Genomic DNA, 16,304 nt, shown 5'->3' on the forward strand with positions numbered 1-16,304 from the left:
TTGACATCTCACCAGCTTTCCTCGGGCGATCTGACTGCCGATCGCCGCGCCCACTATGCTCACCTGTATGCCGAGGCCGACGATCTGGGTGCGGCTGTGGATTTGCAGGTTCAGGCGCTGGAACTCGCGCCCAACTGGGCTGCAGGCTGGCACGGGCTTGGCGGCTACCGGGAAAAGGCCGGCGATCTGGCGGGCGCTGCCGTAGCCTGGCGCAAGGTGCTGACGCTTGCACCGGTCGACATTTTCGGCGCCGGCCTGAAACTGTCGCTGACCGGTCAGGCTGCGGCACCGTCGATCCCGCCAGCCGAATATGTCGAAGCGCTGTTTGATGGCTATTCAGACCGTTTTGACACAGCACTGCTTGAAGACCTCGGCTATTGCGTGCCGGAGCGGCTGACAATGCTGCTTGGTGACGTCGCAGGTGCAGAGACGCAATTTGCCAAGGTGATCGATCTTGGGTGCGGCACCGGGCTGTTCGGAGAGCGTATCCGCAGCAGAACCTCCTGGCTCGAAGGTTACGACCTGTCGCAGGGCATGTTGAGCAAGGCCTTCGACAAAGGCGTTTATGATCGCCTTGGGCAGGCTGACATTCTCCATGGCATCGCCGCTGCACGCCTGAAGAATGCAAAACCAGCAGATCTGGTCGCCGCAGCCGATGTTTTTGCCTATTTTGGCGATCTTGATGGCGTGCTCGGCATTGCCTCGGGCCTGACCACCCCTGGCGGGTTGATGGCCTTTTCCTGCGAGGCAGGGGTGGATGGGGTCGACTGGCTGCTGCAGTCCTCCTTGCGCTATTGCCACAGCGAAAGCTATCTGCGGTTGCTTGCCGAGCGGCACGGCCTCAGCATCGAGCGGCTCGATCGGGAAGCAATCCGGCGTGATGGCGCAAACGTCATCACCGGACTCCTTGTGATCGCTCGCAAACAGTCTGACGCCGGCCTTCGGTCGGTCGTCCCGCCTGCGCTGGCGAAGACAAGCACTGCGGGTGCTGAGAAGCACTGAGAGACGCTCAACTCTCTTCGGCTGTCGCCAGACGGTATTTTGGATGACTGGCTCGGCCTGCTTGGAGAGTGACCGCGGCTGCACTACATTGACGAATGTGAAAGCTGAATCCATACCTGACATCGACAATCCGGGATTTATATTGCCCGAGCCGTTTCTCGGCTGGTTCGCCAGCCGTGGCTGGCAGCCGCGCGCGCATCAGCTGGAGCTGCTGGCGGAGACTGGCAATGGAGGATCAATGCTGCTGATTGCACCGACGGGCGCAGGCAAGACATTGGCCGGCTTTCTGCCGAGCCTGACTGAACTCACCACGCGCGGCAAACCCAAACCCGGTGCTGCCGGCTTCAGATCGCTGCACACGCTTTACATCTCGCCGCTCAAAGCGCTGGCAGTCGACATTGAGCGTAACCTGGCGCGGCCGGTCGAGGAAATGGGTCTGCCGGTGCGGATCGAAACCCGGACCGGCGACACGCCGCAGTCCAAACGTGCCCGGCAGCGCAGTGATCCACCCGATATTCTGCTGACCACGCCGGAGCAGGTGTCCCTGTTGATCGCCAATCAACACGCAGAGAGGCTGTTTGCCGGTCTGCGCTATGTGATCTTTGATGAGCTGCATTCGCTGATCGCCTCCAAACGCGGGCATCTGCTGTCACTGGCGCTGGCCCGACTGCGCAAGCTGGCTCCCGGATTGCGCACCATTGGGCTGTCGGCGACAGTGGCTGATCCGGAAGAGCTGCAGCGCTGGCTGGTGCCGCAATCAAACGTCATGGACGAGCTTGCCGGACGCATCACAGTCACCGGCGGGGCGAGCCCGGTGATCACCATTCTCGAAAGCGCCGAGCGCATTCCCTGGTCGGGTCATTCGGCGCGCTACGCCATTCCCGACGTATACAAAACCATCAAGGACCACCGCACCACGCTGGTCTTCGTCAACACCCGTAGTCAGGCTGAACTTCTGTTTCAGGAGTTGTGGCGGATCAATGACGACAGCCTGCCGATCGCCCTGCATCACGGTTCGCTAGATGCGGCGCAGCGGCGGCGGGTGGAAGCGGCGATGGGTCGAAATGAGCTGCGCGCCGTTGTCGCCACCTCGACACTGGATCTGGGGATCGACTGGGGGGATGTCGATCTGGTCGTGCATGTCGGCGCGCCCAAGGGCGCCAGCCGGCTGGCGCAGCGGATCGGTCGCGCCAACCACCGCATGGACGAACCGAGCCGGGCGATCCTGACACCGGCCAACCGGTTTGAAGTGCTCGAATGCCAGGCGGCGATTGACGCCAATTATGTCGGCGCCCAGGACACGCCGTCGGGGGGAGATGGCGGACTCGACGTGCTGGCCCAGCATGTGCTCGGCATGGCGGCAGCCGCGCCCTTTGATGCGGACGAACTCTTTGCGGAAGTGACCAGCGCCTCACCCTATGCCTGGCTCGACCGCGAGACCTTCGACAAGGTGATCGAGTTTGTCGCCACCGGCGGCTATGCGCTCAAAAGCTATGACCGCTACGCCCGGATCCGCAAGCGCGCCGACGGGCTGTGGCGGATCTCCAATCCGCAGGTAGCGCAGCAATACCGGCTCAATATCGGCACCATCATCGAGGCGCCGATGCTCAATGTGCGGATGACCAGCCGCAAGAACGGGGCGCTGTCAGGGCGCGGTGGCCCGCCGCTGGGCAAGGTCGAGGAGTACTTTCTCGAAACCCTGGCGCCGGGCGACACGTTCCTGTTTTCGGGAAAAATTCTCAGATTTGAGGGCATCCGCGAAAACGAATGCCTGGTCTCCAAGGCCTGGGATCAGGATCCGAAGGTGCCTGCCTATGCCGGCGGCAAATTTCCGCTGTCGACCTATCTGGCCGAAGGCGTACGCGCCATGATCGCCGATCCGGACAAATGGGGTGCACTTCCCGATCAGGTGTCGGACTGGCTGCGGATGCAACAGCAGGTTTCGCAACTGCCAGCCAAGGACAGCCTGCTGATCGAAACCTTTCCGCGGGCCGAGCCGCACTACATGGTGCTTTACCCGTTTGAAGGCCGGGTCGCGCACCAGACGCTGGGCATGCTGTTGACGCGGCGGCTGGAGCGGATGGGGGCGCAGCCACTGGGATTTGTGGCGACTGATTATTCGCTGGCCGTCTGGGGGCTGGAAGACATGGGCGCGATGATTTCCAACGGGCGGCTGGATCTCGGCCAATTGTTTGACGAGGACATGCTCGGCGACGATCTTGATGCGTGGCTGAACGAATCCTGGCTGCTCAAGCGCACCTTCCGGGCTTGCGCGGTGATCTCCGGGCTGATCGAGCGGCGTCATCCCGGCAAGGAAAAAACCGGCCGCCAGGTCACGGTCTCTGCCGACCTGATCTACGACGTTCTCAGAAGCCATGAACCCGATCATATTCTGCTGCAGGCAACCCGCGCGGATGCGGCACAAGGGCTTTTGGATATTCACCGGCTCGGTATTATGCTGAAGCGAATCAAAGGCCATATCCGGCACCGGCCGCTTGATCGGATCTCGCCGCTGGCGGTTCCGATCATGCTGGAAATCGGCCGTGAACCGGTCACCGGCGAGGCGCATGAGAGCATTTTGGCTGAAGCCGCGGAAGACCTGCTTGCCGAGGCGCAACCCCCTGGGTCCTGACCCTATTTGAAGGAAGCAGCCATGCACGGCGCGACTGCGGCGCTCGGAACAGATCCGGGAAAGACCGGATCATCGACGATCGAATTCGACGTCCACGGCACCGCAGTGAGCTGCGACTGCGCCGGCGTGCTGTGGCTGCCTGACAGCGGTGCGCTGGTGGTCTCCGATCTGCATCTGGAAAAGGGCGCCGCCTTTGCCCGCCGCGGCATGTTGTTGCCACCCTATGATACCGCCGCCACCCTGGCCCGGCTTGGCGAGGTGGTTGCGCGCTACAATCCACGCCTTGTGATCAGCCTGGGCGACAGCTTTCATGACCGGAGCGGCTCGCGGCACCTGCCCGATTGCTACCGTGACGACTTGAAGGCACTTCAGCAAGGCAGGGAATGGATCTGGATCGAGGGCAATCATGACCCCGATCGTCCGGAAGAACTCAGCGGCGCATGGTGCAGCGAACTCCACATTGAAACCCTGGTGTTTCGCCACGAGCCCAAATACGGCATCGCGGACGGAGAAATAGCCGGACACCTGCATCCGGCAGCGCGCGTGGTGCGACGCGGCAAGGGCGTGCGCCGGCCGTGTTTTGCAAGCGATGGAAAACGTCTTTTGATGCCGGCCTTTGGATCGACCACCGGCGGGCTGGAACTGCGCCACCCGGCCATGCGTGGCTTGTTTGCCCAGAGCGAGCTGATCGCTCATCTGATCGGCCGCGACCGGATCTATTCCGTCGCCTTCAACCGCATGAATGGCTGATTACTGCCGTTCCGGCTCGCACGCTTTGCGGATTCTTGAAGCCTGCCATCAATCCCTACGGAATATCACGCTTCCCAACCATCCGGTCAGGGTGGCGAGAAGAACGGCAAGGATGCCGTAGACCAGCGGATAAACATGCGCCAGATTGTAGATGAACTGCTCAGCACCAGTTTTGACAACCCGAAGCGGTATGATTTTTTCCATGACGAACTGGTCGTTCTTGAAAAGCACAGCGCGGACCTTGTGATGACCAACCGGGATGTTGGCCGGAAGTCGCACGGTGGCGCGAAACAGCGCCTTGGAAATAAACTGAACGCCCGTCGGAGCGCGCTGATACAGCCCGCTGGCCTGCTTGATGCGGCGGAGCGCATCGCGAAAATCAGTCAGCCGGGACCCGTCACCGACAGCGCCTGTCGGAACAAGACGAATATTGTTGATGCCGATATCACGGGAAGCAAGCTCCATCAGATTGGCAATGTCTGCCAAAGGCCGGGTGCTTGACATGGAATAGGACGCCGGGATCGGCTCAAAGCGGATCGAATGCCGGTTCATCCAAATCCCTGCGACGCGTTCCTTGCGCCGGACGGTGGTCGGCTTGCGCGGCCCCTCAAGTGCTACCACAACATCATAGGCAAATGTCGCCAGCAGCAATTCGTCAGCACCATCTATCGCGCCGAAAACAGTGATGTCGGCACCCGAAAAATCAGACGTGATGGCAATTTCGTTGGTCGAAATGCCGATATTGATCCGCTCGGAAAATTTGTCGTTGATCGTCACCGTGTGATCGGCCAACTGGGCCGTGACCGGAAAGCCGGAGAGCAGGAACGCAAAAATCGTCGACACAAACGTGCGCATCAGAACCCGAAGCTCCCGCTGATCACCGAATAGACTTCGTCAGGCGGCAATATCAATCCGAACCCCAGGCGAATGCCGACACCCAGAACCAGCAGCGCCAGGCCGGCACGAAGTTGCTCGCCACGCATTTTCTGGCCAACGCGGACGCCGTATTGCGCGCCGATCACGCCGGCGAACATCAGCAGCCAGGCCAGTACGATATCAACCGAAAAGTTGGTTGCCGCCTGGACGACGGTGGTAAACGCGGTGACGAAAATGATCTGAAACAACGATGTCCCGATCACCACATTGGTCGGAATGCGCAGCAGATAGATCATGGCCGGCACCATGATGAAGCCGCCGCCGACCCCCATGACGGAAGTCAGGATACCAATTGCAAACCCCAGCAGGACAACAGGAATGGCGCTGAGATAAAGTTTGGAGCGCTTGAACCGCATCTTGAACGGCAGGCGGTGCACCCAATTGTGCTGTCCAGGCTTGCGCATCGATATCGGTTGGTTCTTGGACGCACGCCGCATGGAATTGACGCTCTCCCACAGCATCAGCCCACCAATCGATCCGAGGAATACCACGTAGAGCAGCGAAATGATCAGATCGAGCTGACCAAGCCGGCGCAGCATCGAAAATATCTGAATGCCGACCGTCGCGCCGACAAGACCGCCGGCAAGAAGAACAAGCCCGAGCTTGATATCGAGCGTGCCGCGCCGGAAATGCGCCAGCGCTCCTGAAACCGAGGAGGCGACAACCTGATTGGCGCCGGTGGCGACAGCCACGGCCGGCGGGATATTGTAGAAAATCAAGAGCGGTGTGATCAGGAACCCGCCGCCAACCCCGAACATGCCGGACAAGAACCCCACCGCCGCGCCCATCCCGAGGATGACGAAAACGTTGACCGACAATTCAGCGATCGGAAGGTAGATACTCACCTGGCGCCCCCGGGCGGGAAAGGCTGGGAAGGGTTAAGCCGGAACAGACCCGACAAGGCGGTATTGCGCGTTTCGATCGCGCGAGTCAAATCGGTTGGTATGTTCTTGAAACAGTAGCTGATTGCGGAACCGCCTTTTCATCCGCAGCAATGTTCGATTGCTGCGGCGAGAGAGCATTTTGTGGTCAGACACTTCGGCACGTCCCGTCTGAAATCGCGCTGACAGTCTAGCCGTTGCGTTCAAGCAATTCCTTGACCAGCTCGTCGTCGATTTCTCCGGTGGCTTCCATCCCGACCGAGGATTGGAAAGCCTTGATCGCCGCCGTGGTCTTTTTGCCCATGAGGCCGTCAGGCTTGCCGGCATCAAAGCCATTGTTGTTGAGGATGGCCTGGATGTTGCGAATTGCCTTGCTCATGTCAACGGCGGCGGTTTCGCCTGATTCAGCGCCCCATGACACAGGAACTTCAACGCCGTTCACCTCCGGGGCGATTGGCTTGGCGGTCCAGTTGGCGACAGCGGCGCGAGCCGATTCGGCCTGTTCGGGCCGCAGCGCATTGAACACTTCGTCGCGCTTGACCGCAGCATCCTTGTCGCCGTCATTGGCTGCAATGGCGAACCATTTGTAGGACTGTTCAAGATCCCTGGTTACACCGTCACCGCGGGCATAGAGAATGGCCAGATTGACCTGGCTGTCGCGGACACCAACCTCGGCCGCGCGATCAAACCATTGTGCCGCGTTGTCGAAGTCGGGAGCCGGCCCTGCCGTGGCATAGAGCACGGCGAGATTGTGCATGGCACTTGCGTTGCCCTGCTCGGCTGCCATCTGATACCATTTCTTGGCGGCACCAAGGTCGCGGTCAAGACCGCTTCCCTTCTCGTAGAAATTGGCGATCCGGTACTGCGATGGCGCATGTCCGAGATCGGCTGCGCGCTGGTACCAGTTGGCAGCCTTATCGAGATCGACGGGAACACCGCGCCCCTCGGTGAAGCGTGCGCCGATTTCGTAAAGGGCCAGTGGATTGCTGGCAGCGGCTGCAGCTTTGAGTGCGCCGTTTGCCGCGCCTTCTGGCAGCGCTTCCAGATCGGCGGCAAGCGCGGTGTCTAGCGTTGACGCCTGCATTTCAACCGGAGCAATTGCCGCGGTTTGCTGCTGCGACGTGGCGATCGGCTCCATCTCAGACATTGCGGTCGGCGCTTCGCTCATCAGTGTTTCGGCACCGGGTTCGATCACTCTGACCTCAGGCAAACGAGGCAAGCTGTCCCCTGCTTCACTTTGTGCTGCGGCATTGATGGTCTCGGTGGCCTCAGACTCAACTGATTGCGCGTCGACACCAGCTGGCTCGATAATTGCCGGTTCGACGATTGCGGGTTCGACGGCAGCGACATCCTCATTGTCACCTGACACCAGTCCCGAAACTATCGGGAATGACATGATCGCGAGCAGCACCGCTCCGGCGGCCATCATGATTGGACGCCGGCGCGATTTCAGCACCTCGAGCAGCCCGCCGCCGCCGCCAATCTTGCGGCTCTTGCCAATGGTTTCGACTTCGGCCGCTGCTGCCATCGCAGCGCGGCGTGCCGAGGCTAGGAATTCAGTCTTTTCCGAACCGTCTTCAGCCGGTTTGCCGCCACGCTGGCGTTCAGCCGCCTGAGCCTGGCGAACTTTTTGCAGGATCCGGTTGATGTCGGGAGCGCCGGAGCCTGGTTCAAGCGGCATGTTGGCGATAGCCTGATCCATCTCCATGGAAGGATCCAGCGGCGGTGAATCATCTTCGGTGAACTGCGGCTCGGCCGGTGTTTTGGCGCTCTCCTTGCCTGGACGAATTCGAGCGGCCAGTCCAGAGAGGAACGACTTGTCACCTGATGCGTCAGGCTGCGACAGAGCTTCGGTATCTCCGGCTTCGGCCTCGTGGCTTGTCGCAAAGGCTGCGGCAAGGGCAGCGGCCTCGGAGGGGGACCGGGCCGGCTGGCCATTCTGGTTGCGTCCCAGATCCGGATTATCCTGCTGATGCGTACTGTCCGGCTGCATTGCGTCATCAAGTGCTGTCGTCGATGCCTGTGGCATGGACGTGCGGTTGCCGGTGCGCGCATCGGCAAAGCTCTGGCGCATGTCGTTGTGCGCAGCCGGGTCGTGCGGCGGTGGCGCTACATCGAGCCGCTCCAGACGGCCCGCAATCTTCAAAAGTGTTTCCTGCACTGCCTCAAAGGCGCGTATGGTCCGGTCATCCGTCTTGCGGCTGAGAATTTCAAGCGCCTTGAGATCGTCGGCGAGCGCGGTGATGACTTCAATGTTGGCAATCGACTGAGGCGATTGCGCACCACCCAATTGGCCGGAATAGGCTATCAGCGCTGCCTCGGCAGCCTGACGCGCGGCTTCGATGACAAATTCATCACTTGTCGCCAGATGTTCTTCAATCGAGGCGAAGCGCTCGTCAAATGCATCGGACCCAGCACCGGCGGGTGCGGAACTGACCAGCCGCGACAGGTTTGCAATCTGGTCCTCAAGCGCGCGCAATGCTTCGTCGCTTGCGCCGGAATTCGCATTGCTCGACATGTCCAGGCGATCGGCGATATCGGCAAGCCTGGCTTCAAGGTTTTCAATGCCCGGGATTGTCAATGGTGGCTGGTCTGCCGCCGAGCGATCGAGTCTCGCGGCAATCTCGGCCAGTTGGGATTCGACATTCTCCAGTCCGCTACTCGGTTGCATGGCCATGCCGGCAGCGCTGACTTCAGCCTGCTGAAGCTTGGACGCTATTTCGGCAAGCCTGGCGTCGAGTGTTTCCAGTCCGGGGGGCGGATCAACCGTGCGTGAGGCAGAGTCTTCGGCCCGTCCGATCAGTGCTTCCAGCCGGCCGATGACCGCTTCCGGGATCGCTGTCTGCGGAGCCGGAATCGAAATGCTTTCGATCTGATGCGCCAGATGGTCAAGCCGCGAGATCAATGTTTCATCGATGCCGCGCGCGTCGAGAGCCGCAATCCTGCCTGAGATATCACTCAGATGGTCGGTCAGTTCCGGCATCCGGTCTTCACGGACACCGTCCTCGATAAATGCCTGCAGGCGTTCAATCCGGGCATCCAGCCGCGCGACAGCTTCTTCGTCAGCCAGTTGCGCAACGCGGGCAGCCAGATGTTCGATGCGATCACCAATGCCGGTCTCGGCCGGAACAGGTGCCAGTTCATCCAATTTCTGGGCGACCGATGCCAACCGCGCTTCCAACCGCTCAAATGGCGCCGGGTCAACCGGAGGAGCCACTGGGGCCGGCATCGCGGCAATGCCACGTGTGATTTCATCAAGGCGGGCGCCAAGCAGGTCAAACTGTTCGGGGAAGTCGACGTCGGACGTGGCCGACTGGCGTGACATCGCCTCGATCGAATGGGACAGTTCAGCGATCTTGTCTTCAATCGCCCGTGCCTGGGCGTTAGCAGGCAGCGTGGACAGGACTTCGCGGATATCATCGACGCGGTAAGCCAAATTCACCAGTTCTTCGCGAAGCGCGCCCATGTCCAGACCGGAGACCTGTTCCTCCATCGACTGCCAGCGAGATTCGAGCGAACGAACGCTGTCTTCGCGCGCCAACCGGTCAACCATGGTGCGCATCGAATCAAGTTCGAGCCGGAGTGAGTCAGCACCGCCATCGTGCGAACCCAGCGCATCAATCGAAGCTGAAATGCCGGCCAGATCCCGGCGCAATTCCTGGGGCAGCGACTGGTCGCGGGCTTCCGCGCGCAATTCGCTCATTTCCTGGCGCAAAGCCGCCATTTCCCGAATGAGAACCTGGCTGAGGTCCGGCTTGGGCTCCTGGCGCGGGGCGGCATAGGTCTCAGCGACAGCAGATCGCGCCACTGTTGCCTTGGGCTCTGGCCGTCGACTTTGGGGATCGGAAACGGGTGCATGCGCCGTGGAGGAAGGTGCGGGAGCGCGGCGACTGCCCTCAAGCGCTCGTTGGCGGGCGCGAATGCCTTCAAGCAAATCGGCACCAGAACCCGATTGCTGCGATGCGGGAGACGGAGACCGACCGGCGGCGGGATTGCCGGTGCGACCGAGGATATCCTCAATTCGCGCTTCCAATCCCTCAATCGTGCGATTTAGCGCATCCAGTGAGGTTTCACCCGTTCCTGGCTGGCTGGTATAAGATCGCGATCCGTTCATAATCGTTTCCGCTTCGCGTTGTTGTCGGGAGCCTGCTGCTCCACCCCCATCCGCAGCAAACCCGTTTCGCTCGTCCGTGTACCGGTGACTATCCCGAACTCCGGAGAGCCAGACTTCGAACCGGTATAAACAAGATACTAAGAATCCGGGCTTGCTGCTCTTCCAGCGCACATTCCGCGAAACGTGGTAAACAACCCGTTAACCAAGGTTACTTTTCTTACATATATGAGCTTAAAAGTGGCGCGACTTGACGGTTTGGAGCGTTTAATGTCAAACCGCGATGCTCGTATCGCGTACAACATATGAATGGCAGCGCTGGTCAAACATGAACGACATGACGGACAACAGCATGGACCAGGATGACGCGGTCTACAAAATCGGTGATCTCGCCGAGGAGTTTGGCGTAACACTCCGCACATTGCGTTTTTACGAAGACAAAGGCTTGCTCAAGCCGGCCCGGGTCGGCGTGACCCGGCTGTTCACCAAACGCGACCGCGCCCGGCTCAAACTCATCCTGCTTGGTAAGCGGGTCGGGTTCTCGCTGACCGAGGTCAAGCGGATGATCGATCTGTATGATCCGCGCGGCAAGAATGTCGCGCAGCTCAAAGTGGCGCTGACCAAGGGCGAGGCACAGATGCGGGTGCTCGAGGAACAGCGCAGCAGCATTCATACCGCCATTGAAGAACTGGATCGCACAATCTCGGTGGTTCGGGGCATGCTCGCCGATTCAGAATAAGCACCACCGAACTTTTGTTGTCAGAGCCCGCCCCTATGGCGGGTTTTTTTGTGATTTTTGGCCTGACGAGATCCGCAGAATCGGCGCTTCGACTCTCATCTCATCAAATTTTGTTTCCGATTTATTTCGGTTTTTTCCGAGAAAATGTGCGAAAAATGCTGGTTTTCGGCTAGTTTTTGAGTCACGATGTCGCATCCACCCCGGAACACGCTATTTTTTACGTTTACGCGAACGTCAAAATTTAGTAAGTGAGTCCGCGAGGATCGCCGGGCTATTGTGTCCGATGCGACGACCGCAAAAGGGATGAGGATCCATGCCAGTCTTCAAGGCTCCAGTCGACGACACGCTTTTCATTCTCAATGATGTGCTCGGATATGAGCGCTATATGAACTTGCCCGGCTTTGCGGATGCAAGTCCGGACATTGTCGAAGCCATACTGCAGGAAGCCGCGCGGATTTCCGAAGAAGTGATGCTGCCGCTCAATCAGGTTGGCGATCGCGAAGGTTGCACCCGTCATGACGACGCGACAGTTTCGACGCCGAAAGGCTTCAAGCAGGCCTACAAGCAGTATTGCGAAGGTGGCTGGCTCGGACTTGCGGCATCTGCCGAATATGGCGGTCAGGGCCTGCCCTACATTCTTCATACCGCCGTTTCCGAGTACATGATCTCTGCAAACCTGTCGCTGATGATGTATCCCGGCCTGACCCAGGGTGCGGTCGCGGCGATTAACGAGCACGGCACCGACGAGCTGAAAGCCAAGTTCCTGCCGAAGATGATCGAAGGCACCTGGACCGGCACCATGAACCTGACCGAGCCGCATTGCGGCACCGATCTGGGTCTGTTGCGCACCAAGGCGGTGCTGCAGGACGATGGCAGCTACAAGATTTCCGGCCAGAAGATCTTCATCTCGGCCGGCGAACACGACATGTCCGACAACATCATCCATCTGGTTCTGGCCCGCATTGAAGGCGCACCGGAAGGGGTGAAGGGTATCTCGCTGTTCATCGTGCCGAAATTCATGGTCGGTGATGATGGCGCGCTGGGTGATCGCAATCCGGTGACCTGCGGATCGCTCGAAGAGAAAATGGGCATCCACGGCAATGCCACCTGCGTGATGAATTATGACGACGCCACCGGCTATCTGATCGGCAAGGAGAATGCCGGCCTCAAGGCCATGTTCGTGATGATGAACGAGGCTCGCCTCGGCGTTGGCCTGCAAGGTCAGGCGATGGGCGAAATCGCCTATCAGAATGCGGTTGCCTATGCACGTGAACGGCTGCAGGGCCGCTCGCTGTCCGGGGCGAAGTTCCCCGACAAGAAGGCCGATCCGATCATCGTGCATCCCGATGTACGCCGGACGCTGCTGACCATCCGCGCCTTCAACGAAGCCGGCCGCGCCTTCATGCTGTGGACCGCGCTGAAATCCGATGTGGCGCACAAGTCAGACGTCGAAAGCGATATTCAGGAAGCCGACGACCTGCTCACCCTGGTCACTCCGGTGGTCAAGGGCGTGCTCACCGACAAGGGCTTTGATCACGCGGTGATGGCGCAGCAGATGTTTGGCGGCCATGGCTATATCGAAGAATGGGGCATGAGCCAGTATGTCCGTGATGCCCGTATCGCCATGATCTATGAAGGCGCCAACGGCATTCAGGCGCTCGATCTGGTCGGACGCAAGCTCGGCCTCAATGGCGGCCGCGCGGTCATGGCGTTCTTCAAGGAAGTCGGCGATTTCTGCGAGGAAAATCGCGGCAATGACGAACTGGCGCTCTACACCAAGGGCCTGAAGAAGGGCCTCAACGATCTGCAGGCCTCGACCATGTGGCTGATGGAAAATGCCATGGCCAAGCCGGACAATGCGGGAGCTGCCTCGACCGATTACATGCATCTCTTCGGTCTCGTGTCACTTGGCTACATGTGGGCTCTGATGGCCAAGGCCGCAGTGGAAAAACGCGCCAGCGGTGCCGATGGCAAGGAAGAGTTCCTTGCCTCCAAACTGCTCGTCGGCAAGTTCTACATGGAACGTATCATGCCGGAAACGAGTTTGCGCAAGACCCGTATCGAGACCGGTTGCGAGACCATGATGGAGCTGGACGCAGAGGCTTTTTGAGCCTCATCGGCCAATGAGGAGAGATAACTGACGGGCAGGCTGATCTGCCCGTCAGAACATTCAGGAGGAAGACATGGCAACCTTGCCATCAGAAGTGCTTGGCGTACCGCGTCCGGACTGGATGGAAGACGACGTCGCGATGCTCGCGGACATGGCTGTTCGCTGGCTTGAGGCAGAGGTTGCTCCGCATTACGACCGCTACGAGAAACAGGAAATGGTCGACCGCAGCGCCTGGGAAGGTGCGGGCGCGGCAGGCCTGCTCTGCGCCGCGATGCCGGAAGAATATGGCGGCTCTGGCGGCACCTATGCTCATGAAGCGGTGATCGCCGAAGCGCTTGGGCGCACTGGCACCGACGGTTTCGGCATCGCGCTGCACAACGCCATCGTCGCCCCCTACATCCTGCATTTCGGATCGGAAGAGCAGAAGAAAAACTGGCTGCCGAAGATGGCTTCGGGCGAGATGATCGGTGCCATCGCCATGACCGAGCCGGGCGCGGGTTCGGATCTGCAAGGCGTCAAGACGACGGCCAAGAAGGATGGCAATCATTATGTCATCAACGGCTCGAAAACATTCATCACCAATGGCCAGCACGCCAATCTGATCATCGTGGTGACCAAGACCGACACAACCAGGGGCGCCAAGGGCGTCTCGCTGATGGTGGTCGAGACTGACGAGGTCGAAGGCTTCCGCCGCGGCCGCAATCTCGACAAGATCGGGCTGAAATCCAATGACACGTCGGAACTGTTTTTCGACGATGTGCGGATTCCGACGGCCAACATGCTTGGCACCGAGGAAGGCCAAGGCTTTGCCCAGTTGATGACCGAATTGCCGCAGGAGAGGCTGTTGATTGCCAATCAGGGAATCTCGATGATCGAGCGGGCGCTGGCGATCACCATTGATTACGTCAAGGACCGCCGCGCCTTCGGCAAGGCGATCATTGAATTCCAGAACACCCAGTTCAAGCTGGCCGAGCTGAAATCGGAAGCGGTGATGGCGCGGGTGTTCGTCAATCATTGCATCAGCGAGCATCTGAAGGGCAACTTGACTTCAACCACCGCATCGATGGCCAAATATCTGGTCTCGGATCTGCAGTGCAGGATCGTGGATGAATGCGTGCAACTGCATGGCGGCTATGGCTACATGAATGAATATCCGGTGGCGCGGATGTTCCGCGATGCCCGGGTGCAGCGGATTTATGGCGGCACCAACGAAATCATGAAACTGCTGATCGCAAGGAGCCTGTAATCTTATGACCGATTTTACGCTTGATTGCTTTTGGGAAAGTGGCAACGCCTACAAGGCAGCGCTGATGCTGGAACTGTGCGGCGCTGACTGGGTACCGCGCCGTGTGGCGTTTTTCGCAGGCCAGACCCGCACTCCCGACTTCCGCGCCTTGAACATCATGGGCGAGGTGCCGGTGATGACGCATCACAAGGTGGATGGCGATGTGGTGCTGAGCCAGTCCGGAACCATCCTGGATTATCTATCGCGGGAGTTCGATCGCTTCGGCCCCGCCAATGAAGAAGAGCGCCGCGAAATCCTACGCTGGCTGTTGTGGGACAACCACAAACTGACCAGCTACACGGGAACCGCCCGTTTCATGGGTCACTTCCAGAAGAAGACCGACGATCCGGTGACGCAATTCCTGCACGCCCGCGCCGTCAATGCCTGGAAAGTGCTGGAAGACCATCTCGAAGGGCGTGATTTCGTCGCTACCGGCCATCCGACAATCGCCGATCTGTCGCTCTGCGGCTACCTGTTCTGGCCCGATCAGATCGGCATGGACCAGACCGACTACCCGAACATCGCCGCCTGGCTGGATCGCATCGCCGCCCTGCCCGGCTACAAGAGACCCGAAGAGCTGATGCCGAGCGGGATGGATCCCGCGACAGCAACTGCCTGACCCGAACACGAAAACCTGGAGATCACCGCAATGGTTGATGTATTTGTCTATGATCACGTCCGCACCCCGCGGGGCCGCGGCAAGAAAGACGGAAGCCTGCATGAGGTTCCTTCCGTGCGGCTGGCCTCTCACATGCTCGAGGCCCTGCGCGACCGCAACGGGCTCGACACCAGCACTGTCGACGACATCATCATGGGCTGCGTCGACGCCATAGGCGAAGCCGGCGGCGATATTGCCCGCGCGGCGACTTTTGAAGCCGGATACGCCACAGAGGCGCCCGGGATCCAGATCAACCGCTTCTGTGCCTCCGGCCTCGACGCGATCAATCTCGCCTCCGGCAAGATTGCCTATGGCGCAGACGATATCGTCATTGCCGGTGGCGTGGAATCGATGTCGCGCATCGGCATCGGCGCCCAGGGCGGTGCCTGGTTCATGGATCCTTCGGTCAACATCCCGGCCTATTTCATGCCGCAGGGCATTTCAGCCGACCTGATCGCCACCAAATACGGCTTCTCCCGCGACGATGTCGACGCCTATGCGGTGGAGAGCCAGAAGCGTGCGGCGCATGCCTGGGAGAAGGGCTACTTCAAAAAATCGGTGGTCCCGGTCAAGGACATCAACGGCCTGAATATCCTCGACCATGACGAGCATATGCGGCCCGGCACCGACATGCAGACGCTTGCCAGCCTCAACGCTTCATTCGGCATGATGGCCCAGATGGGCGGCTTTGACGCCGTCGCCATCCAGGCGCATCCGGAAATCGAAACCATCAACCACATCCATCATGCAGGCAACTCGTCGGGCATCGTTGATGGCGCCAGCCTGGTGCTGCTTGGCTCGAAGAAGGGCGGCAAGTCGATGGGCCTCGAGCCGCGCGCCAAGATCCGCGCCTTCGCCAATATCGGTTCCGACCCGGCGATGATGCTGACCGGTCCGGTTGATGTGACCGAGAAGCTTCTCAAGCGCGCCAAGATGAAGATCGAAGACATTGATCTGTTCGAGCTCAACGAGGCTTTCGCATCCGTTGTGCTGCGCTTCCAGCAGGCCTTCGACATTCCGTCCGACAAGATCAACGTCAATGGCGGCGCGATTGCCATGGGGCACCCGCTGGGCGCCACCGGCGCGATGATCCTCGGCACTGTGCTTGATGAACTCGAGCGCCGTGATCTCAACACCGCCCTTGTCACTCTGTGCATCGGCGCGGGCATGGGCACCGCGACGATCATCGAACGCGTCTGA

The 16,304-nt window shown here is 59.9% G+C and carries 11 protein-coding genes; 8 read left to right on the forward strand and 3 right to left on the reverse strand.

What is annotated here, in order from left to right:
- From IMCC20628_RS17860 to pdeM, 3 genes are all read left to right on the forward strand, one after another.
- Positions 1 to 1,002, forward strand: coding sequence for a methyltransferase (locus IMCC20628_RS17860; protein ID WP_082128214.1), 1,002 nt, complete (start codon positions 1 to 3; stop codon positions 1,000 to 1,002).
- A 121-nt stretch (positions 1,003 to 1,123) separates the two neighbouring features.
- Positions 1,124 to 3,634 (forward strand): ligase-associated DNA damage response DEXH box helicase, encoded by a 2,511-nt coding sequence (locus IMCC20628_RS17865; RefSeq protein ID WP_245307958.1) that lies wholly within the window; start codon positions 1,124 to 1,126, stop codon positions 3,632 to 3,634.
- 21 nt (positions 3,635 to 3,655) lie between these two features.
- Positions 3,656 to 4,384 (forward strand): ligase-associated DNA damage response endonuclease PdeM, encoded by a 729-nt coding sequence (gene pdeM, locus IMCC20628_RS17870; RefSeq protein ID WP_047031332.1) that lies wholly within the window; start codon positions 3,656 to 3,658, stop codon positions 4,382 to 4,384.
- 48 nt (positions 4,385 to 4,432) lie between these two features.
- On the opposite strand, the gene IMCC20628_RS17875 is transcribed toward pdeM, so the two are convergent.
- The 3 genes from IMCC20628_RS17875 to IMCC20628_RS17885 all read right to left on the reverse strand — a co-directional run bounded on the left by IMCC20628_RS17875 (position 4,433) and on the right by IMCC20628_RS17885 (position 10,315).
- Positions 4,433 to 5,239 carry a TIGR02186 family protein gene (locus tag IMCC20628_RS17875; protein WP_052766523.1) on the reverse strand — a complete coding sequence of 269 codons (807 nt, stop codon included), beginning with the start codon at positions 5,237 to 5,239 and terminating at the stop codon, positions 4,433 to 4,435.
- Positions 5,239 to 6,165, reverse strand: coding sequence for a sulfite exporter TauE/SafE family protein (locus IMCC20628_RS17880; protein ID WP_047031333.1), 927 nt, complete (start codon positions 6,163 to 6,165; stop codon positions 5,239 to 5,241). Before IMCC20628_RS17880 ends, IMCC20628_RS17875 begins: the two co-directional genes overlap by 1 nt.
- Before the next feature lie 226 nt (positions 6,166 to 6,391).
- A complete protein-coding gene (locus tag IMCC20628_RS17885) occupies positions 6,392 to 10,315 on the reverse strand; it encodes a peptidoglycan-binding protein (RefSeq protein WP_047031334.1) in 3,924 nt (1,307 codons plus the stop codon).
- A 349-nt stretch (positions 10,316 to 10,664) separates the two neighbouring features.
- Here IMCC20628_RS17885 and IMCC20628_RS17890 point away from each other — a divergent pair, with 349 nt between their 5' ends.
- The 5 genes from IMCC20628_RS17890 to IMCC20628_RS17910 all read left to right on the forward strand — a co-directional run bounded on the left by IMCC20628_RS17890 (position 10,665) and on the right by IMCC20628_RS17910 (position 16,304).
- Entirely contained in the window at positions 10,665 to 11,051 is a 387-nt protein-coding gene (locus tag IMCC20628_RS17890; RefSeq protein ID WP_245307814.1) for a MerR family DNA-binding transcriptional regulator, read from the forward strand.
- Positions 11,052 to 11,364: 313 nt separating this feature from the next.
- On the forward strand, positions 11,365 to 13,161 hold the full coding sequence (locus IMCC20628_RS17895; protein WP_047031335.1) for an acyl-CoA dehydrogenase C-terminal domain-containing protein: 1,797 nt from the start codon (positions 11,365 to 11,367) through the stop codon (positions 13,159 to 13,161).
- Positions 13,162 to 13,234: 73 nt separating this feature from the next.
- A complete protein-coding gene (locus IMCC20628_RS17900; RefSeq protein WP_047031336.1) occupies positions 13,235 to 14,407 on the forward strand; it encodes an acyl-CoA dehydrogenase family protein in 1,173 nt (390 codons plus the stop codon).
- 4 nt (positions 14,408 to 14,411) lie between these two features.
- Positions 14,412 to 15,065, forward strand: a complete 654-nt coding sequence (locus tag IMCC20628_RS17905; RefSeq protein WP_047031337.1) for a glutathione S-transferase family protein — start codon at positions 14,412 to 14,414, stop codon at positions 15,063 to 15,065.
- Between the two features lie 30 nt (positions 15,066 to 15,095).
- Positions 15,096 to 16,304: an acetyl-CoA C-acetyltransferase gene (locus tag IMCC20628_RS17910; protein WP_047031338.1), complete on the forward strand. Its 1,209-nt coding sequence runs from the start codon at positions 15,096 to 15,098 to the stop codon at positions 16,302 to 16,304.

Source organism: Hoeflea sp. IMCC20628 (assembly GCF_001011155.1).
GTDB lineage: Bacteria > Pseudomonadota > Alphaproteobacteria > Rhizobiales > Rhizobiaceae > Hoeflea.

Excerpts from the sequence above, each read along its gene's own strand:
- pdeM (WP_047031332.1), top strand. The coding sequence starts at position 3,656 with ATGCACGGCGCGACTGCGGCGCTCGGAACAGATCCGGGAAAGACCGGA.
- IMCC20628_RS17875 (WP_052766523.1), bottom strand. The coding sequence starts at position 5,239 with ATGCGCACGTTTGTGTCGACGATTTTTGCGTTCCTGCTCTCCGGCTTT.
- IMCC20628_RS17885 (WP_047031334.1), bottom strand. The coding sequence starts at position 10,315 with ATGAACGGATCGCGATCTTATACCAGCCAGCCAGGAACGGGTGAAACC.
- IMCC20628_RS17890 (WP_245307814.1), top strand. The coding sequence starts at position 10,665 with ATGGACCAGGATGACGCGGTCTACAAAATCGGTGATCTCGCCGAGGAG.
- IMCC20628_RS17895 (WP_047031335.1), top strand. The coding sequence starts at position 11,365 with ATGCCAGTCTTCAAGGCTCCAGTCGACGACACGCTTTTCATTCTCAAT.
- IMCC20628_RS17900 (WP_047031336.1), top strand. The coding sequence starts at position 13,235 with ATGGCAACCTTGCCATCAGAAGTGCTTGGCGTACCGCGTCCGGACTGG.
- IMCC20628_RS17905 (WP_047031337.1), top strand. The coding sequence starts at position 14,412 with ATGACCGATTTTACGCTTGATTGCTTTTGGGAAAGTGGCAACGCCTAC.
- IMCC20628_RS17910 (WP_047031338.1), top strand. The coding sequence starts at position 15,096 with ATGGTTGATGTATTTGTCTATGATCACGTCCGCACCCCGCGGGGCCGC.